Source organism: Streptosporangium sp. NPDC053982 (genome assembly GCF_055585205.1).
This window is the reverse complement of record NZ_JBVJKQ010000003.1, coordinates 170417-195576: the sequence shown is the minus strand read 5'-3', so window position 1 is coordinate 195576 and position 25160 is coordinate 170417. Positions and strand designations below refer to the sequence as shown.

21 protein-coding genes are annotated in these 25160 nt (G+C 74.0%); 18 read left to right on the top strand and 3 right to left on the bottom strand.

Annotated features, from left to right (window positions below; genetic code table 11):
• The first annotated feature begins 211 nt into the window (after positions 1–211).
• From ACZ6W9_RS06140 to ACZ6W9_RS06105, 8 genes are all read left to right on the top strand, one after another.
• Positions 212–316, top strand: coding sequence for a putative leader peptide (locus ACZ6W9_RS06140; protein ID WP_362934656.1), 105 nt, complete (start codon positions 212–214; stop codon positions 314–316).
• 84 nt (positions 317–400) lie between these two features.
• A complete protein-coding gene (locus ACZ6W9_RS06135) occupies positions 401–1705 on the top strand; it encodes a dicarboxylate/amino acid:cation symporter (protein ID WP_470116816.1) in 1305 nt (434 codons plus the stop codon).
• Between the two features lie 209 nt (positions 1706–1914).
• Positions 1915–3012: a M24 family metallopeptidase gene (locus tag ACZ6W9_RS06130; RefSeq protein WP_389954733.1), complete on the top strand. Its 1098-nt coding sequence runs from the start codon at positions 1915–1917 to the stop codon at positions 3010–3012.
• 25 nt (positions 3013–3037) lie between these two features.
• Positions 3038–3598: an elongation factor P gene (efp, locus tag ACZ6W9_RS06125; protein ID WP_389954730.1), complete on the top strand. Its 561-nt coding sequence runs from the start codon at positions 3038–3040 to the stop codon at positions 3596–3598.
• A complete protein-coding gene (gene nusB, locus ACZ6W9_RS06120; protein ID WP_362934668.1) occupies positions 3598–4008 on the top strand; it encodes a transcription antitermination factor NusB in 411 nt (136 codons plus the stop codon). The genes efp and nusB overlap by 1 nt, the downstream gene beginning before the upstream one ends.
• Before the next feature lie 125 nt (positions 4009–4133).
• Complete coding sequence (locus tag ACZ6W9_RS06115) at positions 4134–4892, top strand: methyltransferase domain-containing protein (RefSeq protein ID WP_389954727.1); 759 nt, start codon at positions 4134–4136, stop codon at positions 4890–4892.
• A gap of 37 nt (positions 4893–4929) precedes the next feature.
• Positions 4930–6168: a DNA polymerase IV gene (dinB, locus tag ACZ6W9_RS06110; protein WP_470116815.1), complete on the top strand. Its 1239-nt coding sequence runs from the start codon at positions 4930–4932 to the stop codon at positions 6166–6168.
• Between the two features lie 147 nt (positions 6169–6315).
• On the top strand, positions 6316–6714 hold the full coding sequence (locus tag ACZ6W9_RS06105) for a DUF3040 domain-containing protein (RefSeq protein WP_362934677.1): 399 nt from the start codon (positions 6316–6318) through the stop codon (positions 6712–6714).
• A 155-nt stretch (positions 6715–6869) separates the two neighbouring features.
• Here ACZ6W9_RS06105 and ACZ6W9_RS06100 read toward each other — a convergent pair whose 3' ends face one another.
• The 3 genes from ACZ6W9_RS06100 to ACZ6W9_RS06090 form a co-directional block, all read right to left on the bottom strand.
• Positions 6870–9350, bottom strand: coding sequence for a transglutaminase TgpA family protein (locus tag ACZ6W9_RS06100; protein WP_470116814.1), 2481 nt, complete (start codon positions 9348–9350; stop codon positions 6870–6872).
• Positions 9351–9459: 109 nt separating this feature from the next.
• Positions 9460–10716 (bottom strand): DUF58 domain-containing protein, encoded by a 1257-nt coding sequence (locus ACZ6W9_RS06095; RefSeq protein ID WP_389954717.1) that lies wholly within the window; start codon positions 10714–10716, stop codon positions 9460–9462.
• A complete protein-coding gene (locus ACZ6W9_RS06090) occupies positions 10713–11732 on the bottom strand; it encodes an AAA family ATPase (RefSeq protein WP_389954714.1) in 1020 nt (339 codons plus the stop codon). The genes ACZ6W9_RS06095 and ACZ6W9_RS06090 overlap by 4 nt, the downstream gene beginning before the upstream one ends.
• 375 nt (positions 11733–12107) lie before the next feature.
• On the opposite strand from ACZ6W9_RS06090, the gene mraZ reads away from it, so the two are divergent.
• The 10 genes from mraZ to murG all read left to right on the top strand — a co-directional run bounded on the left by mraZ (position 12108) and on the right by murG (position 25048).
• A complete protein-coding gene (gene mraZ / locus ACZ6W9_RS06085; protein ID WP_362934791.1) occupies positions 12108–12539 on the top strand; it encodes a division/cell wall cluster transcriptional repressor MraZ in 432 nt (143 codons plus the stop codon).
• 219 nt (positions 12540–12758) lie between these two features.
• Positions 12759–13763, top strand: a complete 1005-nt coding sequence (gene rsmH / locus ACZ6W9_RS06080; RefSeq protein ID WP_362934689.1) for a 16S rRNA (cytosine(1402)-N(4))-methyltransferase RsmH — start codon at positions 12759–12761, stop codon at positions 13761–13763.
• Positions 13750–14328 (top strand): cell division protein FtsL, encoded by a 579-nt coding sequence (ftsL, locus tag ACZ6W9_RS06075; protein ID WP_470116813.1) that lies wholly within the window; start codon positions 13750–13752, stop codon positions 14326–14328. Before rsmH ends, ftsL begins: the two co-directional genes overlap by 14 nt.
• Positions 14329–15290: 962 nt before the next feature.
• Complete coding sequence (locus ACZ6W9_RS06070) at positions 15291–17036, top strand: peptidoglycan D,D-transpeptidase FtsI family protein (protein WP_389954707.1); 1746 nt, start codon at positions 15291–15293, stop codon at positions 17034–17036.
• 40 nt (positions 17037–17076) lie between these two features.
• A complete protein-coding gene (locus ACZ6W9_RS06065) occupies positions 17077–18636 on the top strand; it encodes a UDP-N-acetylmuramoyl-L-alanyl-D-glutamate--2,6-diaminopimelate ligase (protein WP_389954704.1) in 1560 nt (519 codons plus the stop codon).
• Positions 18633–20042 (top strand): UDP-N-acetylmuramoyl-tripeptide--D-alanyl-D-alanine ligase, encoded by a 1410-nt coding sequence (locus ACZ6W9_RS06060; protein ID WP_470116812.1) that lies wholly within the window; start codon positions 18633–18635, stop codon positions 20040–20042. The genes ACZ6W9_RS06065 and ACZ6W9_RS06060 overlap by 4 nt, the downstream gene beginning before the upstream one ends.
• On the top strand, positions 20039–21097 hold the full coding sequence (gene mraY / locus ACZ6W9_RS06055) for a phospho-N-acetylmuramoyl-pentapeptide-transferase (protein ID WP_362934704.1): 1059 nt from the start codon (positions 20039–20041) through the stop codon (positions 21095–21097). Before ACZ6W9_RS06060 ends, mraY begins: the two co-directional genes overlap by 4 nt.
• Positions 21094–22524 carry a UDP-N-acetylmuramoyl-L-alanine--D-glutamate ligase gene (murD, locus tag ACZ6W9_RS06050; protein ID WP_470116811.1) on the top strand — a complete coding sequence of 477 codons (1431 nt, stop codon included), beginning with the start codon at positions 21094–21096 and terminating at the stop codon, positions 22522–22524. The genes mraY and murD overlap by 4 nt, the downstream gene beginning before the upstream one ends.
• On the top strand, positions 22521–23966 hold the full coding sequence (gene ftsW, locus ACZ6W9_RS06045; protein WP_470116810.1) for a putative lipid II flippase FtsW: 1446 nt from the start codon (positions 22521–22523) through the stop codon (positions 23964–23966). The genes murD and ftsW overlap by 4 nt, the downstream gene beginning before the upstream one ends.
• Positions 23963–25048 (top strand): undecaprenyldiphospho-muramoylpentapeptide beta-N-acetylglucosaminyltransferase, encoded by a 1086-nt coding sequence (gene murG / locus ACZ6W9_RS06040; RefSeq protein ID WP_362934710.1) that lies wholly within the window; start codon positions 23963–23965, stop codon positions 25046–25048. Before ftsW ends, murG begins: the two co-directional genes overlap by 4 nt.
• The last annotated feature ends 112 nt before the right edge of the window (positions 25049–25160 follow it).

Genomic DNA, 25160 nt, shown 5'->3' with positions numbered 1-25160 from the left:
CCGGTGATCTCCTGAGGCTCCGCGCCCGGGTGAGGACGCGGGGGAGGGCCTTCGGCGTGGGCGATCTCCGAGGGGCCCGGTTCCGGCCGGGCCCCTCGTCGTTCCTTGGGGACCCGGAGTCGTTCCCTGAGGAACCCGGAGTATTGACAAACCCCCTTATCTTCCATGAAATGTGAGGTGGATCACAGGGAAAGGGGGAATTGTGTGGCGAATGTGCCGGTTCTACCCCCTCGTGAGGTTCTTCCCGGTGATCGTGTGGCTCGTCGAGCGGCTGCACGTCGATCTGTGCCGTACCAGCAGCCGTCTCTGTCGCTGAACCCGGTCCACCCCCGATCACCCCCTTCTCCTCACCGGCACGACCGTGTCCGCCCCGGCGTGCCTTCTTCCGGAAAGTCTCACCATGAAGAAGTTCTCCTTCTCCCTGCAACTGCTGCTGGGCCTGGCCGTCGGCCTCGTCCTCGGCTTCGTCGCCCGCGCCGGCGACGTCGCCTGGCTCACCGCCACCCTGACCGAGGTCGGCAAGATCTTCGTCCAGCTCCTCAAGCTGGCCGTCCCGCCGCTGGTCTTCACCGCCGTCATCGTCAGCATCGCCAACCTGCGCAACGTCAACGGGGCCGCCCGGCTGGCCGGAAAGACGCTGCTGTGGTTCCTGGGCAGCTCACTGATCGCCGTCGCGTTCGGCATCGGCCTCGGGCTGCTGCTCAACCCCGGCCAGGGCGTCACCATCTCCACCGCGGGCGCCAAGGCCCCCGACCTGGAGGGCGCCGGAACCTGGGTCGACTTCCTGACCGGCATCATCCCGACCAACATCGTGACCTCCTTCACCGAGGTCAACGTCCTGCAGATCGTCTTCCTGGGGGCCGCCCTCGGCGCCGCCGCCATCGCGGTGGGGGAGAAGGCCAAGCCGTTCCTCGACATCAGCCAGTCGGTCCTCGAACTGGTCCAGAAGGCCCTGTGGTGGATCATCCGGCTGGCCCCGATCGGCACCGCCGGCCTCATCGGCAAGTCCGTGGCCACCTACGGCTGGGACCTGCTGGCCCCCCTCGCCAAGTTCAGCGCCGGCGTCTACATCGGCTGCGCCCTGGTCCTCCTCGTCAGCTACCCGCTGCTGCTGGCCCTCGCCGGCAGGGTCAGCCCGCTGACCTTCTACCGCAACGCCTGGCCCGCCATCGAGCTGGCCTTCGTCTCCCGCTCCTCGGTCGGCACCATGCCGCTCACCCAGCGCGTCACCACCGAGCGCCTCGGCGTGGACCGCGACTACGCCTCCTTCGCCGTGCCGTTCGGGGCGACCACCAAGATGGACGGCTGCGCCGCGATCTACCCCGCCCTCGCCGCGATCTTCGTGGCGCAGGTGTTCGGCGTCCCGCTCGGGGTGGGCGACTACCTGCTGATCGCGTTCGTCTCCGTGGTCGGCTCCGCCGCCACCGCCGGCCTGACCGGCGCGATCGTCATGCTCACCCTCACCCTCAGCACGCTCGGCCTGCCGCTTGAGGGCGTCGGCCTGCTGCTGGCCATCGACCCGATCCTCGACATGATCCGCACCGCCACCAACGTGGCCGGCCAGATGGTCGTCCCGGTCATCGTGGCCCGCTCCGAGGGCAGGCTCGACGAGGCGGTCCTCAACGCCCCGCCGCAGTCCCTGGACGAGGCCCCCGCCCCCGCCCCCGCTCCCACCCCCGGCCGGGCCGAGCCCCTGCCGGCCTGACGCACCCCGCCGGAGGGCGGGTCCCGGTCCGCCGGGGCCCGCCCTCCGCGCGTCCCGCGGCCGGTGCCCGGCGCGCGTACCGGCCGTCCCGCGCGCCCCGGTGTCCCGGACGATCCGGGCCCGCACGCGGGTGACCTCCGTACGGCGCCGCACCCCGCCCCGGCCGGGCGGCGCGGAGAGAGCCGCGGAACGGGCAATACCATGCCGTGATGACCGTCACTCATACCCGGCGCCGCGAGCGGCTGGCGGCCCTGCTCCCCGCCCGCGAGGCGGACGCGATCCTGGTCACCGGCGGCGTCAACGTCCGCTACCTGACCGGCCTGGACAGCTCCAACGCGGCCCTGCTGGTCCGGGCCGACGCCCGCGCCGCGCTCGCCACCGACTCCCGCTACGCCGAGACCGCCCGGCGGCTCTGCCCCGACGTCGAGGTGATCGAGGACCGCGACGTCGCCGGGGTCCTCGCCGCGGCCGCCCTGGCGGACTCGCCGCCCGGCCGCCTCGCGGTCGAGGCCCACCGGATGACGGCGGACGCCTACTTCGCGCTGGGCGGGGAGCTGCTGCGGCTGTCCGGCCTGGTGGAGTCGGTGCGCCGGGTCAAGGACGAGGAGGAGATCGGCCTGCTGCGCACCGCGTGCGAGCTGACCGACGGAGCGTTCGCCGAGCTGCTGCCTGCGCTGCGGCCCGGCCTGACCGAGCGGGAGGTCGCGCGGGCGCTGGAGCGCCACATGGCGGACCTGGGCGCCGACGCGCCCGCCTTCGCCACGATCGTGGCGAGCGGGCCCAACGGCTCCATCCCGCACCACTCGCCCTCGGACCGGCCCCTCGCCCGCGGCGACCTCGTCACGATGGACTTCGGGGCGCGCCACGGCGGCTACCACGCCGACATGACCCGGACGGTGGCGATCGGCGAGCCCGCCGGCTGGCAGCGCGAGCTGTACGACCTGGTCCGCGCCGCCCAGCGCGCGGGCCGCGAGGCCGTACGGCCGGGCGTCTCCGTCCACGAGGTGGACGCCGCCGCCCGCGACCTCATCGCGGCGGCCGGCCACGGCGGGCACTTCGGTCACGGCCTCGGTCACGGCGTCGGGCTGGAGATCCACGAGGTGCCGTTCCTGTCCCCGGCCCCGGCCGCAGCGAAGGCCGAGCCAGGGCGCGAGCACGCTAGACTAGAGGATCGAGTGCCGGTCACCGTTGAGCCCGGGGTCTACATACCGGGCAGGGGCGGCGTCCGCATCGAGGACACGCTCGTGACGCGTGATGACGGACCGGAACTTCTCACACGGACGACCAAAGAGCTGCTTGTCCTTTAAGAGCGGCCGTACGCAGGAGAAACTAGTGGCGACGACGAACGACCTCAAGAACGGCCTGGTGCTCAAGCTCGACGGTGGCGAGCTCTGGACCGTCGTGGAGTTCCAGCACGTCAAGCCCGGCAAGGGTGGTGCGTTCGTCCGCACCAAGCTGAAGAACATCCTGTCGGGCAAGGTCGTGGACAAGACCTTCAACGCGGGCGTCAAGGTCGAGGTGGCCAACGTCGACAAGCGGGAGATGCAGTTCTCCTACATGGACGGCGAAGAGTTCGTGTTCATGGACACCGAGACCTACGACATGCTCCACGTCTCCCGGGTCGCGGTCGGCGACGCCGCGAACTACCTGCTGGAGAACATGCTCGCCACCGTGGCGATCAACGAGGGCAACGTCCTGTACGTCGAGCTCCCGGCCGCCGTCGAGCTGACCATCTCCGAGACCGAGCCGGGCCTGCAGGGCGACCGCTCCACCGGCGGCACCAAGCCCGCCACGCTGGAGACCGGCGCCGAGATCAAGGTGCCGCTGTTCATCACGACCGGCGAGAAGGTCAAGGTCGACACCCGCACCGGCGATTACCTCGGCCGCGCCTGATGTCGGCACGCGGTAAGGCGCGCAGGCGCGCGCTGGACATCCTGTTCGAGGCGGAGGCGCGCGGCGAGGACCCCCTCAAGATCCTCGCCGAGCGCCTGGAGCGGGCCGACCCGCCGGTCAACGAGTACACCGCGGCGATCGTCGAGGGCGTGTGCCGCCACCGGGACCGCATCGACGAGCTGATCACGACGTACTCCGAGGGCTGGACCCTCGACCGCATGCCCGCGGTCGACCGCAACCTGCTGCGCGGCGGCACCTACGAGCTGCTGTGGATGCCCGACGTCCCCGAGGGCGTCGTCATCAGCGAATGGGTCGGTCTCGCCTCGGAGCTGTCCACCGACGAGTCGCCGCAGTTCGTCAACGGCCTGATGGCACGGTTCAAGCAGCTCAAGCCCTCCCTGGCGCTGTAGGGCGCGAGCCCGCCGGCCCCCTCGCGGACCCCCGCGGCCCCCGGTTCCCCGGAGGCCGCCGGGGCCGCACCCGGGTCCGGGCCGTAGGCTGGGCTCGTCACAGGCCATAGGGAGGCGATCAGAAGTTGCGCGCCGTAGGCACTTCACGGCAGTCAGGCACCCCGGCGGTCCGCACCGCCGTGGTCTGGGACGTCCTGCGGACGGTGCTCGCCGAACGGTCGTCCGCGACCGGCCGGGACCGGCTCGACATCGTCGACGCCGGGGGCGGCACGGGGGGCTTCGCCGTACCGCTGGCCGAACTGGGGCACGCCGTCACGGTCGTCGACCCCAGCCCCGACTCGCTGGCGGCCCTGGAACGGCGCGCCGCGGAGGCGGGCGTGGGCGTGCGCGCCCTGCAGGGCGACGCCGCCGACCTCGGCGACCTGCTCCCGGCAGGCTCCGCCGACCTGGTGCTGTGCCACAGCGTGCTGGAGTACGTCGAGGACCCGGCGGGGGCGCTCGCCGCCATGGGCGGCCTGCTGCGCGCGGGCGGCGTGATCAGCGTGCTGGCCGCCAACCCGGTCGCCGCCGCGCTGCACCGCTCGGTCGCCGGCCGGTTCGACGAGGCCCGCGAGGTCCTGGACGACCCCGAGGGCCGCTGGGGTGACCGCGACCCCACGCCCCGGCGCTTCACCCGCGAGGCCCTGTCACGGCTCCTCGCCGGGGCCGGCTTCGCCCCCGGCGACGCCCACGGCGTGCGGATCTTCGCCGACCTGGTCCCCAGCCGGCTGCTCGACGGCGAGCCGGGCGCGGCCCGCGCGCTGGTCGCGCTGGAGCAGGCGGCCGCCGCGCACCCGGTGCTCCGGGACATCGCGACCCAGTTGCACGTCCTCGGTCACCGATGAGGGTTGTGCCGAACGCCTGTTCCCATAGGATGGCGGGGTGTCGAGGAAACAGCAGGTGCCACGTCCCGGGCCGGCGCTGGGCACCGACGACACCGGCTGCCCGATCCTGCACGTCGACATGGACGCCTTCTACGCGAGCGTCGAGCTGCGCGAGCGCCCCGAGCTGCGCGGCGTCCCCGTCATCATCGGCGACCCCGGCGCGCGGGGCGTGGTGCTCAGCGCGACGTACGAGGCCAGGCGGTTCGGGGTGCACTCGGCGATGCCCATGACCCGGGCCCGCCGGCTCTGCCCCCGGGCGGTGGTCATCCCGCCCAGCCGGCACAAGTACACCGAGGTCTCCTGCGGCGTCATGGAGATCTTCCGCTCGATCACCCCCGACGTGGAGCCCATCGCCTCCGACGAGGCGTTCCTCGACGTCGGCGGGGCCCGCAAGCGCCTCGGCCGCCCCGCCGTGATCGCCGCGGCGATCCGCGAGCAGGTCGTCCGGGAGCACGGGATCACCTGCTCCGTCGGGGTGGCCGGCAGCAAGTTCGTGGCGAAGCTCGCCTCCCAGCACTGCAAGCCCGACGGCCTGCTGGTGGTCCCCGCCGGTGAGGTCGTCGACTTCCTCCACCCCCTGCCCGTCGCGGCCCTGTGGGGCGTCGGCGAGCGCACCGAGCGCTCCCTGGTACGGCTCGGCGTGAAGACGGTCGGCGACCTCGCCCACACCCCGGTCGACACCCTGCGGCGCGAGCTGGGCCAGGCGGCCGGGACGCACCTGGCCGAGCTGGCCTGGGGGCGTGACCCGCGCCCGGTGCGGGCCGACGTGCCCGACAAGAGCATCGGCGCCGAGGAGACGTTCGCCACAGACGTCGGCGACCCGGTGGAGATCCGCCGCGAGCTGCTGCGCCTGTCGGAGCGGGTCGCGGCCCGGCTGCGCGAGGGCGGTCACGTGGGCCGCACGGTCGGCGTCAAGCTCCGCCGGGCCGACTTCAGCACCATCACCCGGTCGCGGACCCTGCGGGAGCCCACCGACGTCGCCCGCGACCTCTACACCGTCGCCTGCGAGCTGTACGCCGCCTCCGGCCTGGTCCGGACGCCGCTGCGGCTGGTCGGGGTGCGGGTGGAGAACCTCCGCCCCGCGGCCGACACCCCCCGGCAGCTCGGGCTGGACGAGCGGGAGAAGGGCTGGCGGGAGGCGGAGCGGGCCATGGACCGGGCGGCCCGCAGGTTCGGACGGGATGTGGTGCTCCCGGCTTCTCTTGTCCGCCCTCCGTTTGATGAAATAGATCTATGACGTCACCTCCGGTTTGGACTACGTTGGACGTTTTCTTTCGTCTACGTCTACAGCCTCGTATTCTGGGGATAACCGACCGCGAGGTTCGGACACCCCGTGTCGTCCGTCACCGTCTTCCCCGTCCTGGGGCCGTCCTTGGGAGGCGCCGTGCCGCTCTCTGAGCACGAGCAGCGCTTGCTCGAACAGATCGAGCAGGCCCTCTACGCCGAGGACCCGAAGTGGGCCAACACCGTCAGGATCAGTGACCCGCGCAGCCATTACCGGCGCCGCCTGGTGAAAGCCTCCATCGGCTTCGTCCTCGGCATCGCCCTTCTGATGGTCGGCGTCGTGATCAATGAGATCCCCATCGGTGTCGGCGGTTTCGTGGTCATGCTCGCCGCGTGTCTTTGGGGTCTGTCGAGTTGGAAGCGGATGAACGGCTTCGGTGACGCCCCAGGGGCCAAGCCGGGCCGGCAGAAGGGCGGGGCGGTCCGTCATCCGGGGCCCCGGCAGACCTTCATGGAGCGGATGGAGGAACGCTGGCGCCGCCGGCACGACGATCGCTAGGTTCGATCGCCGGGTTCTGATCGTCAGGTTCCGTCCCGTGGGCCTCCGGCGTGACCGGAGTCCGCGGCACGGAACCCGCGTCTGGGCGGCCCCCCGCCCACCGGCGCGCCACGGGCCGCCTCCTTCGACGGAGGCGGCCCGTTCCGGTCCCGTGGTCAGGCGCGGCCGGTCAGCCGGCCGCCGGTCAGGCCGTCCAGCCTGGCCGTCAGCCGCAGCCGCGCGCTCTCCAGCCGCTCGGCGGCCTCCAGCAGGCGCCCGCCCGCCCGGCGTATCCGCAGGAGCGTGGACGGCGGCATCAGCACCGCGCGGATCCGCCGGCCCCGCGTCGCCCGGGCCGCCAGCGCCCGCCGTACCAGCCGCAGGTCCTCCCGCAGGGGGCCGGTCTCACCGGGGGTGCGGGCGAACATCATCCGCTCGACCAGGGTGGTGATCCTGCTCAGCGCGGCCGCCTCGTCGGCGTCGAACCCGTGCTGCCCGGCCAGCCGCCCGGCCAGGGCGCGGGGGCTCTCGCTCGGCAGCCGGCGCATGCCGTAGTCGCACAGGACGTCGTCCAGCTCGGCCCAGGCGGCCGGCACCGCCCCCTCCGCGGCGCCGCGGCCGGTCCGGGCCTCCGCCGCCTCGGCGGGCGCCGTCGCGGACGGGCCGCCGGGCTCCCCGGGCCGCCGGCCCGGGCCCCGGGAGAAGGACCTGCGGCGCCGGGCGCGCAGCTCCCAGCGGAGCGCCGCCGGCACCAGCGCCACCAGCAGCACGGCCAGCAGGCCGAGGCCGGCCCAGGCGGCGACCGGCGTGCCCTCGTCCACCGCGACCGGCACCCCGGTGAGGTCGCGCTGCAGCGTCCGGTCGTCGCGGGAGCGGGCCGAGGGGTCGCGCGGCGTGTCCGCGCCGCCCGAATCCGTCTCCGGGGCGGAGTCCGGCCGGTCGGAGCCGTCCGTGGTGACCTGAGGGCGGGTGTAGACGGGCACCGACGCGGTGCCCTGGCCCGCCGACCCGGCCGGGGTGGGCTCGAACCGCAGCCAGCCGGTCCCCTCGAAGTACAGTTCGGGCCAGGCGTGCGAGTCGTGGGCGCGCACCTGCCAGACGCCGGAGACGTTGGTGCCCCCGGTGTAGCCGACGGCGACCCGGGCGGGGATGCCCAGGATCCGGGCCAGCACCGCCATCGAGGCGGCGAACTGCTCGCAGTAGCCGGTCCGGCTGCGCAGCAGGAAGTCCGCCAGCGCGGAGCCGGTGTGCCCCCGGGTGGCGAGGCTGTAGGTGAACCCGCCCTTCTTGGTGAAGAACTCCTGGAGCTGGATCGCCTTCTCGTACGGGCTCGCGTCGTCCTCCGTCACCCGCCTGGCCAGCGCCCGGACCTCCCGCGGCAGGTCCGGGGGCAGCCGCAGGTAGCGCTCGCCGACGGAGTCCGGCGGGGTCCCGGCGGCCTTGAGCGCCTCGGCGGTGGGTATGGGCTCGGCGCTGGTGACCCGGTAGGTCAGCCCCGCGGCGGTGTCGCTGGTGGAGAACACCATGAGCGTGTCCCGGTCGGGCCGCCAGTCGCCCTCGGCGTCGACCCGGCCCGCGGGGTACGGCAGCGGCAGGAAGCTCATGCCACTGACGTCCTCGCTCACCGTGATCGAGGTGGTGGCACGGGTGACCGGCGTGGCCGGGGCCAGCCCCGGCGGCGCGGGCAGCGGCCCCTCCGAGGTGCGGTCCTCGGGGCGGCCGTGCGGTTCCGACATCGTCCACTGCTCGCCGTCGAAGACGTCCAGGGCGTAGGTCCGCAGGTAGCGGGACAGGCCGTCGCTGCTGGTGTAGCTCAGCACGGTGGAGTTCTCCGGCAGCGACAGCAGCCCCCGCATGCTGACCATCGGGTTGGAGACGCTGATCGAGTTGCCGCCCCGCCCCCTGCCGTTGCCCACGCCGAAACCGAACAGCGGGTCGGGCTCCAGGGTGGGCAGCAGCGCGGGCACCAGGACGGCCAGCGCGACCGCGGCGAAGCCGATGCGCTTGCCCGACATGCGCAGCGTTCCCGTCTCGGCGTCGGACGGTCTCGGCGCGACGAAGGAGGGGGCCCGGCGGACCAGCACCGCCCTGCCCCAGTGGCTGATCCGCTCCCGCCCGTCGGCGGCCAGCAGCCCGAGGTAGCCGGTGGCCGCGATGATGAACGCCAGCCAGTTGATCGGGTCGGCGATCACCGCCGCCGGGACGGTGAACAGCGTCAGCAGCGGCAGCCCGGCCAGCGCGGCCCGGCGCATCCGGACCGCCAGCAGGTCGACGACGATCGCGATCAGGCCGACGCCGCCGCAGGTCAGCAGGACGATGCCGGGGCTCGCCGGCACCGGGGCGGCGTAGCGCTGGATGTCGGTGAAGCCGGTGGCCAGCAGCCGGCCCAGCACGCGCACGGACGACACGGTGGGCACCAGGACGGCCCACGCCTCGTCCCGGGCGAAGACCGCGGTCAGGAAGATCAGGACGGCCAGCAGCTGGAGCGGGGCCACCAGCCAGTCCGGCAGGGCGTGGCGGCCGGCCAGCAGGCCGGTCCCGGTCACCACCAGGATCACCCCGAGGCTCGACCAGAACCAGGCGCCGCCGGAGAACAGGGGGTAGAGAGCGACCGCGACCGCTCCGGTGGCCGCGCCCGCCGCGACGGTGAGCCTCATGCCGCGCCTCCACCCCGTGCGGACCACCTCATGCGGGGCGTCCACCGGTCGCGGACCGCCCCGGCGGCCCCGGCGGCGGCCCCGCCGGGTGCGAACCGTCCCTGAAGCCTCATACGGCACCTCCACTGGTGGCGAACCGCCCGCGCTGCCCGGCCTCCGGCCACACGTCGGCGATCGAGACGCCGGACGGCAGGCGCACGACGCGCCAGCCCGCCCCGGCGAGGACGGCCTGCGCCGCCCGGTACTCCTCGTTCGAGCCCAGCTCCGGACGCTCCCACCCGGCCACGTCCAGCAGCACGGCCACCCCGGTCATGTTCCCGTGCCTGAGCCGGGCCAGTGCCTCGGCCTGCTCCACATCGATCCCGCCGAGCACGGCCACCACCAGGCCGTCGCCGCCGCCCTGCCGCAGGGCGCCCACGCCGTACTCCAGCGAGCGGGAGGAACCGGTGCGCACCACGGCCAGGGCGTCCAGCAGCGACCAGCTCGTCCCGACGTCGTCCAGATGCTGGGCCCCCTGGTCGGTGACCAGCCGCAGCCCCAGCCCCTCGCGGGCCAGGTGGACCCCGATGGACGCCGCGGCCGAGACCGCTACCTCGAACGACGAGCGGGGGCCCTCGCCGCGGTGCGCGTACCTGCGGGTGTCCAGCAGGAGCGCGCCGCGGCTCTGCCACTGCTGCTCCTCGCGCCGCACCATCAGCTCGCCGTACCGGGCGGTCGAGCGCCAGTGCACACGCCGCAGGTCGTCGCCCTGCCGGTACTCGCGGGGCGCGACGTCGTCGTCGCCGGCCGCGGCGACGCTCCTGGTACGGCTCTCGCCCCCGCCGCTCCACTCCCCGGAGAGGCGGACGTGCGGCAACGCCACCACCCGCGGGGTCACCACGAGGGTGTCGCTGACGGTGAACGACCTGCTCAGCTCCACCAGGCCGAACGGGTCACTGATCCGGACCGTCAGCGGGCCGATGGGGAAGCGGCCGCGAAGGTCGGAGCGCACCCGGTAGTCGATCTCCCGGACGCCGCGGGACTCCACCCGGTCCAGGATGAACCGGGGGCGCGCCCCGAGCGCGTAGGGGACGGTGTCCTCGATCAGCAGCAGGCCGGTCGGCAGCCGGGTGATGTTCTCCAGGCGGAGCGTCACGGTGGCGTCGCTGCCGGTCTCGGCCCTGGGCGGATCCAGCCGCCGCGCGCAGCTCAGCCGGTAGCGGGTGCGGGCCACCACCACGGCCGCCAGCAGCGGCAGGGCGGCGATCAGCACGCCGATCCTGAGCAGGTCCTGTTCCCCGAGGACGACGGCGCACAGCATCGCCGCGAGGCCGGAGGCGATGAACGACCGGCCGCGCGACGTCAGAGCCCTGAGTCCCGAGGTCACTTGGCCGGGGCCTCGGGGACGGGCACCCGCCGGACCAGCTCGGCCACCACCTGCTCGGGCATCCGGCGCTGGCCCTGGGCCTCGACGCTGGGCAGCAGCCGGTGGGCGAGCACGGGACCGCTCAGCTCCTGCAGGTCGTCGGGGATGACGTAGTCGCGGCCGGAGAGCGCGGCGTGCGCCCGAGCGGCCCGGACCAGCTGCAGGGTCGACCGGGGAGAGGCGCCCAGCCGCAGGTCGGGGGAGGTGCGGGTGGCGGTCACAAGATCGACGGCGTACTTCTTGATCGGCTGGGAGACGTAGACGGCGCGCACCGCGTCGATCAGCGCCCGCACCTCGGCGGTGGTCGCCACCGGCTCCAGCTTGTCCAGCGGGGAGGCGGCGCCGTGCACGTCGAGCATCTCCAGCTCGGCGCCCGCCCCGGGGTAGCCCATCGCGATCCGGGCGGTGAAGCGGTCGCGCTGCGCCTCGGGGAGGGGATAGGTGCCCTCCATCTCGATGGGGTTCTGGGTGGCGATCACCATGAAGGGGCCGTCCAGCACGTAGGTCGAGCCGTCCACGGTGACCTGGCGCTCCTCCATGCACTCCAGCAGCGCCGACTGGGTCTTCGGAGAGGCCCGGTTGATCTCGTCGCCCACCACGATGTTGGCGAACACCGGTCCGGGCTTGAACTCGAACTCCCTGGTCTGCTGGTTGTATGCGCTGACCCCGGTGATGTCGCTGGGCAGCAGGTCGGGGGTGAACTGGATCCGGCGCACCGGGCAGTCGATGGACCGCGCCAGCGCCTTGGCGAGCATGGTCTTGCCGACTCCGGGAACGTCCTCGATGAGCAGATGGCCCTCGGCGAGGAGAACGGTGAGGGTGAGGCGGACGACGTCGGCCTTGCCCTCGATCACCGACTCGATCGCCTGGTGGATCCGCTGGGCCGTGACCACCAGCTCGTCGAGCCGGGGAGGGACGTCATGGGTTACTGCCACCAGGCCTCCATGAGGGTGCGGCGGTTTTGCGCCGGGGGTCATATTTCGGGGCTTTAGCGCCCCTTTTCATTGTGGGTACCGACATTACGGTGCCGGAAGTTCCCGGGCGACCCGATGTGGGCATGAGACCTCATTTCGGGCTGCCCGCCGCGCCGCGCCCGCGTCACATCGCCGCCGGTCCGCCGATTTCATGATCGTTCGGCCATGGGCCGTCTTCCCGACACGCCCGTGACGTACCGGGGCCTCCCACCCCCTCCACTTCGCTCCACCCCCTCTGACCTGGGATTTCTTCACCGAAGTCGATCGCCGGGAGCCGCGGAATCAGTTGACGGTGGAGAGAAGTGGAGTATGGTGGTGCGCAGTGGAGAGCAGGGACGAAAGTGGCTCGCCCTCCGCAAGGCACGGGAGGTGGGGCCGGTGTTCCTCGGCACTCACCATCCGCGTCTCGATGACAAGGGACGGCTGTTCCTGCCGGCGAAGTACCGCGAGGAGCTGGCGGAGGGTCTGGTGATCACCAAAGGCCAGGAGCGCTGCCTCTACGTCTTTCCCGTAGAGGAGTTCAGGCGCATCACCGAGGCTCTGCGCACCGCGCCGGTGACCGCCAAGGCGGTCCGTGACTACAGCCGTGTCTTCTTCGCCAGCGCGTCCGACGAGGTCGCCGACAAGCAGGGCCGGATCACCGTCCCGCAGCCCCTGCGCGAGTACGCCGGCCTGAGCCGTGACTGCGCGGTCATCGGCGCCAACACCCGCCTGGAGATCTGGGAGTCGGGTGCCTGGGACGCCTATCTGGCCAAGCAGGAACAGGCCTTTTCCGACCTGTCGGAGGAGGTGCTGCCAGGGATCTTGTGACTCCACGGTCGACTCATCGGTGAGCATGTCGTTCGGCGAGGTCTCCACCCGCAACCAAGCCCCCGTCAGCTGATGCACCTTCCCCGGTGTCAGGTGACGGGCCGGCACGCGGGTGCGGATGGGGACCTGGCCGGGCGGCCCGTGGTGGGGGCCATCAGGAACACCGGTGAGCGTCGCCGCACATCCGCGAGCGAGGCGGCAAGAGGGGGTTTGCGCTTCATGCGCGCTGAAAACGACATGTCTGATCTTCCGGGCTCCGGCGCGTCTCCGGGCGGCCACGTGCCCGTGATGCTCGACCGCGTGCTCGAACTGCTGGCCCCCGCCCTGACGGGTCCCGCCCCGGTGGCCGTCGACGCCAACCTCGGCCTCGGCGGCCACGCCGAGGCGCTGCTGGCCGCCCACCCCTCGCTGCACCTGATCGGCATCGACCGCGACCCCGCCGCCATCGAGCGCTCCACCGCCCGGCTGGCGCCGTACGCCGACCGGATCACCCTGGTCCGCGCGGTCTCCGACGAACTGCCCGAGGTGCTGGCCCGGCTGGGCCGGCCCCGGGTCGACGCCGTCCTGTTCGACCTGGGCGTCTCCTCGCCCCAGCTCGACGAGGCCGGGCGGGGCTTCGCCTACTCCTATGACGCGCCCCTGGACATGCGGATGGATCCCGACCAAGAGCTGACGGCCGAGGTGGTCGTGAACACGTACCCGGCCGCCGAGCTCATCCGGATCCTGCGGGATTACGGCGAGGAGCGATTCGCCCCGCGTGTCGCGCGCCTAATCATCAAAGAAAGGGGCAACGAGGCCATAACGTCTACCAAGCGGCTCGCGGAGATCGTCCGTACGGCGATCCCCGCCGCCACGCGACGGACCGGGGGCAACCCCGCCAAGAGGACCTTCCAGGCACTGAGGATCGAGGTGAACGCGGAGTTGACGGCGCTGGAACGTGCGCTCCCCGCGGCGCTCGACGCTCTGACGCTCGGCGGGCGCGTGGTGGTGCTCGCCTACCACTCCCTCGAGGACCGGCTGACCAAGCAGGTCCTGGCGGCCCGGACCAGGGACACCAGCCCCCCCGGGCTGCCGGTCCCGCTGCCGGCCCACCAGCCGCGGTTCGCGCTGCTGACGAGGGGTGCCGAACTCCCGAGCGAAGAGGAGGTGGCCCGCAACCCGCGGGCGGCCTCCGCCCGGTGCCGGGCTGCAGAGAGGATCCGTGAGGCAGTTGACGAGGAGTGACACAGACGTCCGCACCGCGCGGCCGGGGCGCGTCTCCCGCGCCGTGCCGCGGGGACGCGGGGCCACCGCGCCCGCCAAGCCCGCCGCGCCCGCCCCGAGCCGGACCGTCGAACCCGCCAAGCCCGCCAGGACCGTGCCGGGCCGGACCTCCGCGCCCGCCAAGCCCGCGCCCGCCAAGGCCGCTCCGGGCCGGCCCGCCCGGCCCTCCGCCGCCCGTACGGCGCGGCCGTCCCGGCAGGCCCGCCCGCCGCGCGCTCCCTTCGTGCTGCTCGTCGTGGGTCTCCTCTGCGGCGGGCTGGTCAGCCTGCTGCTGCTGAACGTCGTCCTCGCCCAGGACTCCTACCGGCTCAACGAGCTGCGCCAGGGCATCAGCAAGCTCAAGCAGCAGGGGGAGGAGCGCAGGAACGAGAACGCCCGGCTCGACACGCCCGAGGAACTCGCCAAGCGGGCCGAGCTGCAGGGCCAGGCCCCCGACTGGGACGACATGAACACGATCGACAGCCGGGTCGCCGGCCAGGGCCAGGAGCCCTTCGCGCCCGAGCGGGTGGAGGGCACGGGCAGGTGAGGGAGACCGGCGGGCGGGGCTCCGGCCCGGGCCGCGGCGGCTCCGGCGGCCCCGCCGGAGGATCCGGCCGCCGGGTCCCGAAGGGGCCGGGCCGTCCCGGCGGCTCCGGCGGTCCGGACGCCCCCCGGGGGACGTCCGGCCGGGGCCGCCCCGAGCAGGACGGCTCCGGCGGCCGGGGCGGATCCTCCGCGTCCGGCGGTGGCGGGACCGGCGGGTCCTCCCGCGACCAGTCGCCCGGAAGGCCCGCGCGCCCCGAGGGCGCATCCGGCCGTCCCCCCCGCTCCGAGGGGGCTTCCGGCCGTCCCTCACGCCCGCAGGCCGCTCCGGGCCGTTCCGCGCGTCCGGACTCCGGGTCCGGCCGGCCGGACCGCCGGGAGGATTCAGGGGGCCGTGGCGCCCGTTCCGGTGGCGCGGGCGGATCCGCCTCCGCCGGCCGGACCGGCGGCTCCGCCGTACCGCCGGGCAGGCCCCGCGCCGGGTCGCCGGCCCGGAACGCCCGCGACGCCGGGGACGGCCCCGCCCGCGGCGGACGGCCCGGCTCAGGCTCCGGCTCCGGCTCCGGCTCCGCGAAGTCTCCGGCGGCCAAGCCCGGTCCCGCCTCCTCCGGCCCCTCCGCCTCCTCCAGGCCTTCCGCCTCCGCGAACAAGCCTTCCGCCTCCGCGAAGTCCTCCGCCAGGCACCCGGCGTCCGGCCGTCCCGCGACCGGCAGGCCCGCCCCCGCGGGTGCGACGGGCCGGCCCGGCCGCCCGCCGGGCCCCGACGCGCCCCGCAGGCCGGGCCGCTCCCCGCGCCCCGAGGAGCCGGCGGGCCCGGCGGGCCGGCCGCGCGTCCGTCCGCCCGGCGACCAGGCGCGCCCGCCCCGGACCGCCCCCCCGGCCGGCGGGAACGGAGGCGGCGGAAAGGGCGGCGGCGAGAAGGGAGGCGGCGGCAGGCCCCCCAGGCCGCCCGCCCGGCCGCCCGCGGTGCTGCGCCTGGGCAACCCCGGCCGGCGGATCAGCGTCGGCCTGATCGCGATGACCTTCGTGCTGTCCATCTTCGCCGGGCGGCTCATCCAGCTCCAGGGCCTCGACTCCAAGGTCTACGCCGCCGAGGCGGCCAAGCAGCGGGTCCAGGGCGAGAAGCTGACCGCCCGCCGCGGCTCCATCACCGACTCGGCCGGGCACGAGCTCGCGCTGACCCGGGAGGCCCGTGAGGTCTACGTCGACCCCTCACAGGTCAAGCCGGCCCTGCGCGACCAGATGGCCGCCTTCCTCGCCGCGGAGCTGAACCAGCCCAAGCAGGACATCGCGGCCAAGCTCGCCGTACCCGGCAGCCGCTACCAGAAGCTGGCCGCCGCCGTGGAGCCGTCCGTGGCCGAGCGGATCATGCAGCGGGCCCCGAAGCTCAAGCTGGAGGGACTCGGCACCAGGAGCCGGTACGTCCGCGACTACCCCGGCGGCGACCTCGCCGGGACCCTCATCGGCTTCGTCGGCGACGACGGGAACGGCCTGAGCGGGCTGGAGAGCACCTACGACACCCTGCTCGCCGGCCGCGACGGCGAGCAGATCATCGAGACCGGCCGCGCCGGGCAGCGCATCCCGATGACCCGCAGCACGGTCAAGGCGCCCGTCGAGGGCAGGGACGTCCGGCTCACCATCGACCGCGACATCCAGTGGGCCGCCCAGAAGGCGATCGCCGACGAGGTGAAGGCCACCGGCGCGCGCACCGGCACCGTCATCGTGATGGACGTCCGCGACGGCCGCGTGTACGCCATGGCCAACGCCCCCGAACTCGACCTGAACGACTGGCGGCGGACCTCCCCCGAGGACTGGGTCAACCGCGCCGTGACCGACGTGTTCGAGCCGGGCAGCACCAACAAGGTCATCACCGCGGCGGCCGCCCTGGAGTCGGGCGCGCTGCGGCCGGAGACCGCCATGCGGGTCCCGGACAACATCCGCTGCGCCGACCAGGTGCTGCGCGACTCCCACCCGCACCCCGTGGAGCGGCTGACCTTCTCCGGCGTGGTCGCGACCTCCAGCAACGTCGGGACGATCATGGCCGCGCAGAAGATCGGCGACCAGCGGCTGTACGAGATGATGCGGCGCTTCGGGTTCGGCGCCAAGCCGGGCAGCGGCCTGTACCGCGAGGAGGCCGGCCTGCTGCCCGACTGGCGGAACTGGTCGGGCAGCCAGCGCTGCACGATCGCCTACGGCCAGGGCGTCTCGGTCACCGCGCTGCAGACGGCCAGCGTCTACCAGACCATCGCCAACGGCGGCGTGCGCGTCGCCCCGAGGATCGTGGCCGGCACCACCGACGAGCGGGGCGTCCTCACCCCGGCCGCGCCCGGCGCGCGGACGCGGGTGATCGGCGAGCGCACCGCCGCGGACGTCGCCGGGATGCTGGAGGCCGCCGTCGGCGCCGAGGGCACCGGCAACCTGGCCGCCATCGACGGCTACCGGGTGGCGGGCAAGACCGGCACCGCGATGCGCTACGACGCCGAGTGCCGGGGATACTGCGGGTACACCTCGACGTTCGTCGGCTTCGCCCCGGCGGACGCGCCCCGCCTGGTGGTCCTGGCGGTCGTCCAAGATCCTCAGAAAGCCCACTACGGTGGAGAGGTCGCAGCCCCGGTATTCAAGAAAGTGATGACGTTCGCGTTGAAGAGCCAGAAGATCCCGCCCACCGCGACCAGGCCGCCGGCCTCGGTGCCGATCCGCACCGGCCGCTGACGAGGGAAGGTACGCTCTCGCCGTGCGTCCCCCGTCGTCCATGCGACCCTCAAACAGTTCGCCCCGGCCGTTGTCGGGGCTGGCGAGCCTGCTCGGCGCGCCCTCCGGCACGTCGCGGGCTCCGCTCGCCGCGGTGTCCGGGGTCACCATCGACTCCCGCCGGGTGCGGCGCGGAGACCTCTACGTCGCGCTGCCGGGCGCCACGGTCCACGGCGCGGACTTCTGCGCCCAGGCGCTCGCCGCCGGCGCCGCCGCGATCCTGACCGACCAGGCGGGCCGGGAGGCGGCGGTCGCGACCGGCCTGCCGGTCCTCGTCGTGCCGGACCCGCGGGCCGTGCTCGGCCAGGTCTCCTCCTGGGTGTACGGCGCGCCCGCCGCCGCCGTCACGCTCATCGGCGTCACCGGCACCAGCGGCAAGTCCACCAGCACCTTCCTGCTGGAGGCCGGGCTGCGGGCCGCCGGGCACACCACCGGCCTGGTCGGCGGCGTGGAGATCCGCGTGGGCGACCTGCGCCTGGAGTCCACGCTGACCACCCCGGAGGCCAGCGACCTGCACGGCCTGTTCGCCCTCATGCGCGAGCGGGGCGTCACCGCCGCCGCGATGGAGGTCTCCAGCCACGCGCTGGCCCTCGGCCGCGTCGACGGGCTCTTCTACGACGTCGCGCTGTTCACCAACCTGTCGCAGGACCACCTCGACTTCCACCGCGACCTCGACGACTACTTCGCCGCGAAGGCCAGGCTGTTCACCCCCGAGATGAGCCGCGCCGGGGTCGTCAACATCGACGACGCCCACGGCCGCGAGCTCCTCGGCACGGCGAAGATCCCGATGACCGCCTTCTCCGCCCAGGGGGCCCCGGAGGCCGACTGGCGCGCCGCCGACGTGCGCCTCGGCGGCGACGGCAGCTCCTTCCGCGTGGTGGGCCCCGGAGGCGTCGAGGAGGACGCCACGGTGGCGCTGCCCGGCCCGTTCAACGTCGCCAACGCCCTCGGCGCGATCGTCGCCCTGGTGGAGGCGGGGGTGCCGCTGCGCGCCGCGGTGGCCGGGATCGGCACGCTGGCCGGGGTGCCCGGCAGGATGGAGCGGGTGCCGGGCGCCGACGGCTTCGAGGCCATCGTGGACTACTCCCACAAGCCCGGGGCGGTGGAGTCGGTGCTGCGCTCGCTGCGCGAGGTCACCGGGGGCCGGCTGACCGTCGTGCTGGGCTGCGGCGGCGACCGCGACCGCGGCAAGCGCCCCCTGATGGGCGCCGCCGCCGCCCGGCTGGCCGACGTCGCCATCCTCACCAGCGACAACCCCCGCTCGGAGGACCCCCTGCGGATCCTGGCCGAGATGATGGACGGGGTCCTCGGCGTGCCCGAGGAGGAGCGGGCTCATGTGATCATTGAGCCGGACCGGGCCGCGGCCGTCGATCTGGCGATCGGCCGCGCGGGCCCCGGCGACGTGGTCGTCGTGGCCGGCAAGGGGCACGAGCAGGGCCAGTACGTCGGCGACCGGGTCCTCCCGTTCGATGACAGGCAAGTGGTGGCCGACGCGATCGGCAGGCGGCGGAGCCGTACCGGGCGTCAGGCGTGTATGGAGAGTAAGGAAGCCTCATCATGATCCCGTTGCCGCTGGGCAGGATCGCCGAGATCACCTCGGGCGCCCTCGCGGGCATGGCCGACCCCCGCGCGGTCGTGCGCGGCCCGGTCGTCGTGGACTCCCGGGCCGTCGAGCCGGGGTCGCTGTTCGTCGCCGTCAAGGGCGAGCGGTCCGACGGGCACGACTTCGCCGCGGCCGCCGTGGAGGCGGGCGCCGTCGCCGTGCTGGCCTCCCGGCCCGTCGAGGCCCCCGCGGTCGTCGTCGGCGACGTCGTCGGGGCCCTGGCCGACCTGGCCACGGCGGTCTGCGCCGCGCTGCCGGCCGCCACGGTCATCGGCGTGACGGGGTCGGCGGGCAAGACCACCACCAAGGACCTGCTGGCCCGCCTCACCGCGCGGATCGGCCCCACGGTCGCGCCGGTCGGCTCGTACAACAACGAGATCGGCCACCCCCTGACCGTGCTGCGGGCCGACGAGGGCACCCGCTACCTGGTGCTGGAGCTCAGCGCCCGCGGGGTCGGGCACATCGCCCACCTCGCGAAGATCGCCCCGCCGAAGATCGGCGTGGTCCTCAACGTCGGCAGCGCGCACATCGGGGTCTTCGGCGGCCGGGACGCCATCGCCAGGGCCAAGGGCGAGCTGGTCGAGGCGCTGCCCGCCGACGGCGTCGCCGTACTGAACGCCGACGACCCGCTGGTGGCCGCGATGGCCGACCGGACCCGCGCCCGCGTCACCTGGTACGGCCGCGGCGAGAGCGCCACGGTGCGGGCCGAGGGCGTCGTCCTCGACGGGCGCGGTCGCGCCTCCTTCACGCTTCGCACCCCCTCCGGGGCCGCGCCGGTCTCCCTGCGCCTGTACGGCGAGCACGCCGTGGACAACGCGCTCGCCGCGGCGGCCGCCGCCTACGAGCTGGGGCTGCCGGTCGCCACCATCGCCGAGGAGCTGTCGGAGGCCGAGCCCCGCAGCCGCTGGCGGATGGAGGTCACCGACCGGGCCGACGGCGTCACCGTGATCAACGACGCCTACAACGCCAACCCCGAGTCCATGCGCGCCGCGTTCGGCGCCCTCGGCTCCATCGCCGGGGGCCGGCGCCGCCTCGCGGTCATCGCCTCCCCGAGCGAGCTGGGCGAGCACGGCGCCGAGCTGAACGAGGGTGTGGGCCGTACGGCCGTCGCCGCGGGCCTCCAAGCGCTGTTCGTCGTCGGCGCCGACGCCGAGCCGGTCCTGGCCGGGGCCGGGGCCGCCGCGGAGGAGGCCCGTGCCGCGGGCGGCCACGTCCCCCGGATAACGCACGTCCCCGACGTCGAGACGGCCGTCGCCGAGGTCTCCGCGATCCTCGCGCCCGGCGACGTGGTGCTGGTCAAGGGCTCGCGGGTGGCCGGCCTGGAACGGGTGGCCGAGGCCCTGCTCGGGGGTGAACGCCGATGAGGGAGATCCTCATCGCGGCGGCGGTCAGCCTGCTGCTGTCCATGTTCGGCACGCCGCTGGCGATCCGTCTGTTCTCCCGGCGCGGCTACGGCCAGAGCATCCGGGAGGAGGGCCCCTCCGGTCACCACGACAAGCGCGGCACCCCCACCATGGGCGGCACCGTGATCGTGATCGCGGCGCTGATCGGGTTCGCCTGCGCCCACCTGGTCGCCTGGACCCAGCCCACCGTCTCGGCGCTGCTGGTGCTGTTCCTGATGACCGGCCTGGGCATGGTCGGCTTCCTCGACGACTTCATCAAGATCTACAAGCAGCGCAGCCTGGGCCTGCGCAGCGGCGCCAAGGCGCTGGGCCAGCTCGTCGTCGGCGCGGTCTTCGCGGTCCTGGTGACCCGCTTCCCCAACGCCTACCTCATCACCCCCGCCGAGACCCGGCTGTCGTTCCTGCGGGACTTCGGCCCCTCCATCGGCATCATCGGGTTCACGATCTGGGTGCTCATCATGATCGTGGGCTTCTCCAACGCGGTGAACCTCACCGACGGCCTCGACGGCCTGGCCAGCGGCGCGACCGGCGTGGTGCTCGCCTCCTACGTGCTGATCGGCAACTGGCAGCTGCGCAACAGCTGCACGGTCCAGCTCAGCCCCAACTGCTACTGGGTCCGCGACCCGCTCGACCTGGCCGTGGTCGCCGCCGCCGTGCTCGGCGCGCTGGTCGGCTTCCTGTGGTGGAACGCCCCGCCCGCCAAGATCTTCATGGGCGACACCGGCTCGCTGGCCCTGGGCGGCGTGATCGCGGGCCTGGCCATCACCACCCGCACCCAGGGCCTGCTGATCATCCTGGCCGGCATGTGCGTGGTCATCACGATGTCGGTGATCATCCAGGTCGGGTTCTTCAAGATGACCGGCAAACGGGTCTTCCGGATGGCGCCGCTCCAGCACCACTTCGAGCTGTCGGGCTGGGCCGAGACGACCATCGTGGTCCGCTTCTGGCTGATCGCCGCCCTGTGCGCCGCCGCCGGCCTCGGGTTGTTCTACGTCGAATGGATGCCCAAGCCGTGACGACCTCGGACCTCACGGGCGCCGGGGGCGCCGGGGGCACGGTCGTGGTCGCCGGGCTCGGCGTCTCCGGCACCGCCGCCGCCCGCGTGCTGGCCGGGCGGGGCGCGAAGGTCGTCGTCCTTGAGGGCCGCGACACCGAGGGAGCCCGGGCCGCCGCCGCGGAACTGGCCGTACTGGGGGTCGAGGTCCGGTTCGGCGAGTCCGCCGGGTTGCCCGCCGGCGCCTCCCTGGTCGTCACCACCGGCTGGCCGCCGCGTCACCCCGTGATGGCCGCCGCCGCGGAGGCCGGGATCGAGGTGATCAGCGAGGTCGAGCTCGGCTGGCGGCTGCGCCCGGCCGGCGCGGCGCCGTGGCTCGCGCTGACCGGCACCAACGGCAAGACCACCGTGGTGCGGATGCTCGCCGCCATGCTGTCCGCCGCCGGGCACCGCGCGCTCGCCGCCGGGAACGTCGGCACCCCCGTCGTGGAGGCCGTCGGCGGGCCCTGGGACGTGCTGGCCGTGGAGCTGTCCAGCTTCCAGCTGCACCGCTCGCCCGGCCTGGCCCCGCACACCGCCGCCGTGCTCAACGTGGCGCCCGACCACCTCGACTGGCACGGCTCCCTGGAGGCGTACGCCCGGGACAAGGGGCGGATCTTCGAGCGGGCCGGCACGGTGGTCTTCAACGCCGGCGACGAGCAGGCGGCCCGCCTGGCCGGGCCGTACGCGGGCGGGGCCGCCCGCGTCGTCGGCTTCACGCTCGACGTGCCGCGTCCCGGACAGGTCGGCGTGGTCGAGGACCTGCTGGTGGACCGGGCGTTCACCGACGACCCGGTGCGCGAGGCCGCCGAGCTGGCGGGCTTCGCCGACATCCGGCCGTTCGCGCCGCACAACGTCGCCAACGCGCTCGCCGCCGCGACCATGGCCCGCTCCTACGGGGTGCCCCCGGAGGCCGTACGGCGCGGCCTGGCCGACTTCGTCCCCGACCCGCACCGCATCGCGCACGTCGCGTGCGTGGGCGGCGTCGACTACGTCGACGACTCCAAGGCCACCAACCCGCACGCCGCGGCCGCCTCGCTCGCCGCCTACCCCTCGATCGTCTGGGTCGCCGGCGGGCAGCTCAAGGGAGCCGACGTCGACGACCTGGTACGGCGGGCCGCGCCGAGGCTGCGCGGCGCGGTGCTGCTGGGCGCCGACCGCGAGCGGATCCGTCAGGCTCTGGCGCGACACGCCGAGAATGTCCCGGTGGTGGAGGTGGCGGGGCAAGACACTGGGGTCATGGATCGCGTCGTCACCGAAGCCGCCCGGCTCGCCTCCCCCGGGGACACCGTGCTGCTCGCCCCCGCAGGAGCCTCCCTCGACATGTTCGCCGGCTACCCAGCGCGAGGGGAGGCGTTCGCGCGGGCCGTACACCGGCTCGCGGAGACGGGCGAAGGGGAGCGGGCGTGAGCGCGCGCGACGGGCGGCCCGCCGGGGCCGCCGGACGTGCCGCGACCGCGACGGCGGGTTCCGCGGGCGGGCGCGCCGCGGCGGTCCCCGCGGCTCCGGCGGTCCCGTCGGGGGCCGTGGGGGAGCGGGACGGCGGGGGCCGCGCGACGGAGGCCGGGGGCCCGGCGGACGCCCGGCGCGGGAACGAGGCGCGCGAGCGGCTGACCGCCTTCCGCGAACTGCTCAACCGGCCGCTGACCTCCTACTACCTGATCCTCGGGTGCTGCGCGCTGCTGCTGGCCCTCGGCCTGATGATGGTGCTGTCGGCCTCCAGCATCGAGGCGCTGCAGAAGGACATGAGCCCGTTCTACTGGTTCCTCAAGCAGTCGATCTCGGTCGCGCTCGGCCTGCCGCTGATGTGGCTGTGCTCCCGCCTGCCCGCGCGGTTCTTCCGGCTGGCCGGATACCCGATGATGGTCCTGTCCATCCTCGGCCTGGTGCTGGTGCTGTTCATCGGCCGGGCGGAGCTCGGGGCGCAGCGCTGGATCTACATCGGCCCGCTGACCATCCAGCCCTCCGAGCCGGCCAAGCTGGGGCTGATGCTGTGGGGGGCCGACCTGCTGGCGCGCCGGGCGCGCGCCGGGACGATCGAGTGGCGGCACCTGTTCATCCCGCTCATGCCCGGCGCGGTCATCCTCTCCCTGCTGGTCATGCTGGGCAGCGACCTCGGCACCACGATCGTGCTGATGCTGATCTTCCTGTCCCTGCTGTGGGTGGTCGGGGCGCCGCTGCGGCTGTTCGGCGGCATCATGGCCGTCGCGGTGCTGGCGGCCGTCGTCATGATCAGTACCGAGGGGTACCGCCTGGACCGGGTCCAGGCGTGGCTGGACCCGTGGAAGTACGCCCAGAACGAGGGCTACCAGGCCGTCCAGGGGCAGATCGCGATGGGCAGCGGCGGCTGGTTCGGGCTGGGGCTGGGCTCCAGCCGGCAGAAGTGGAGCTGGATCCCGCACGCCGAGAGCGACTTCATCTTCTCGATCATCGGCGAGGAGCTCGGCCTGATGGGCACCCTGGTGGTGGTGGCCCTCTTCGGGCTGCTCGGCTACGCCGGGCTGCGGGTCGCCGTCCGGGTGAGGGACACCTTCGTCCGGCTCGCCGCGGCCGCCACCGTCGCCTGGATCGCCGGGCAGGCGATCGTCAACATCGGCGCGGTGATCGGCGTGGTGCCCATCACCGGCATCCCGCTGCCGCTGGTCTCCTACGGCGGGTCGGCGCTGTTGCCCACGCTGGCCGCGCTCGGGATGCTGCTGAGCTTCGCCAAACAGGAACCCGGCGCGCGGCAGGCCCTGGCCGCGCGTGGCCCGGGACCGGTGGCGCGGGGCCTAAGCTGGCTTGGCCTGGGTGGCCCGGCCCGCGGACGGCGGCCGGCAGACGGAAGACGACAGGGGAAAGGACCGACATGAGGGTGGTCCTCGCCGGCGGCGGGACGGCCGGTCACATCGAACCGGCGCTGGCCCTGGCCGACGCGCTGCGCCAACTCGATCCCGGCATCGGGATCACCTGCCTCGGCACCGAACGCGGCCTGGAGACACGGCTGGTCCCGGCCCGGGGGTACGAGCTGGAGCTCGTGCCCGCCGTACCGCTGCCCCGGTCGCTCACCCCGCAGCTGCTGACCGTTCCCGGCCGTCTGGCGGGGGCGATCAGCGCCGCGGCGGGCATCATGGAGCGGGTCCGGGCCGATGTCCTCGTCGGGTTCGGCGGCTACGTCGCGACCCCCGCCTACCTCGGGGCGCGCCGCCGCGGCGTGCCGATCGTGGTGCACGAGGCCAACCCGCGGCCCGGCCTGGCCAACCGGCTGGGCGCGCGGCTGACCGACCACGTGTTCATCGGCCAGCAGGACACGCCGCTGTCCGGCGCCGAGCACATCGGGATCCCGCTCCGCCGCGAGATCACCTCGCTGGACCGGCTGTCCATGGGCGACAAGGCGCGCTCCTGGTTCGGCCTGGAGGCCGACCTGCCGACGCTGCTGGTCACCGGCGGCTCCCAGGGGGCGCGCTCGATCAACCAGGCGGCCCTGGCCGCGGCCCCGGCGCTGCGCCGGGCCGGGATCCAGGTGCTGCACATCATCGGCCCGAAGAACACGCTGGAGGAGGAGCCGCCGCCCGGCGACCCCCAGTACGTCGTGCTGCAGTACGTCGACCGGATGGACCTCGCCTACGCCGCCGCCGACTTCGCACTGTGCCGCGGCGGCGCCATCACCTGCGCCGAGCTGACCGCGGTGGGCCTGCCCGCGGCGTACGTCCCGCTCCCGCACGGCAACGGGGAGCAGCGGCTCAACGCCGAGCCGATCGCGAGGGCCGGGGGCGGCATGCTGGTCGACGACGCCGAGCTGAGCGCGGAGTGGATCGTCCGCAACGTGCTGCCCGTGCTGTCCGACCCGGAGCGGGTGGTCGCCATGTCGGAGGCCGCCTCCCGGATGGGCCGCAAGGACGCCGACGCGGCGCTGGCCCACCGGGTGCTGCGGATCGCGCGGGGCGTGGCGTGAAAGGGGAGCGAACCCGACGAGGGAGCGGAGTGGTCCGTGAGGGACGAGCGGCCCGCGGAGCGAGCGAGGAGTGGTGAGCGACCTTGAGCGGGGAGCGAGCGGGAGCGGTGAG

What these genes read in the sequence shown, in the direction of transcription:
- ACZ6W9_RS06140 (WP_362934656.1), top strand. Translation starts at nt 212, where the DNA reads ATGTGCCGGTTCTACCCCCTCGTGAGGTTCTTCCCGGTGATCGTGTGG.
- ACZ6W9_RS06135 (WP_470116816.1), top strand. Translation starts at nt 401, where the DNA reads ATGAAGAAGTTCTCCTTCTCCCTGCAACTGCTGCTGGGCCTGGCCGTC.
- ACZ6W9_RS06130 (WP_389954733.1), top strand. Translation starts at nt 1,915, where the DNA reads ATGACCGTCACTCATACCCGGCGCCGCGAGCGGCTGGCGGCCCTGCTC.
- nusB (WP_362934668.1), top strand. Translation starts at nt 3,598, where the DNA reads ATGTCGGCACGCGGTAAGGCGCGCAGGCGCGCGCTGGACATCCTGTTC.
- ACZ6W9_RS06100 (WP_470116814.1), bottom strand. Translation starts at nt 9,350, where the DNA reads ATGAGGCTCACCGTCGCGGCGGGCGCGGCCACCGGAGCGGTCGCGGTC.
- ACZ6W9_RS06090 (WP_389954714.1), bottom strand. Translation starts at nt 11,732, where the DNA reads ATGACCCCCGGCGCAAAACCGCCGCACCCTCATGGAGGCCTGGTGGCA.
- rsmH (WP_362934689.1), top strand. Translation starts at nt 12,759, where the DNA reads ATGCGCGCTGAAAACGACATGTCTGATCTTCCGGGCTCCGGCGCGTCT.
- ACZ6W9_RS06065 (WP_389954704.1), top strand. Translation starts at nt 17,077, where the DNA reads ATGCGACCCTCAAACAGTTCGCCCCGGCCGTTGTCGGGGCTGGCGAGC.
- ACZ6W9_RS06060 (WP_470116812.1), top strand. Translation starts at nt 18,633, where the DNA reads ATGATCCCGTTGCCGCTGGGCAGGATCGCCGAGATCACCTCGGGCGCC.
- mraY (WP_362934704.1), top strand. Translation starts at nt 20,039, where the DNA reads ATGAGGGAGATCCTCATCGCGGCGGCGGTCAGCCTGCTGCTGTCCATG.
- murG (WP_362934710.1), top strand. Translation starts at nt 23,963, where the DNA reads ATGAGGGTGGTCCTCGCCGGCGGCGGGACGGCCGGTCACATCGAACCG.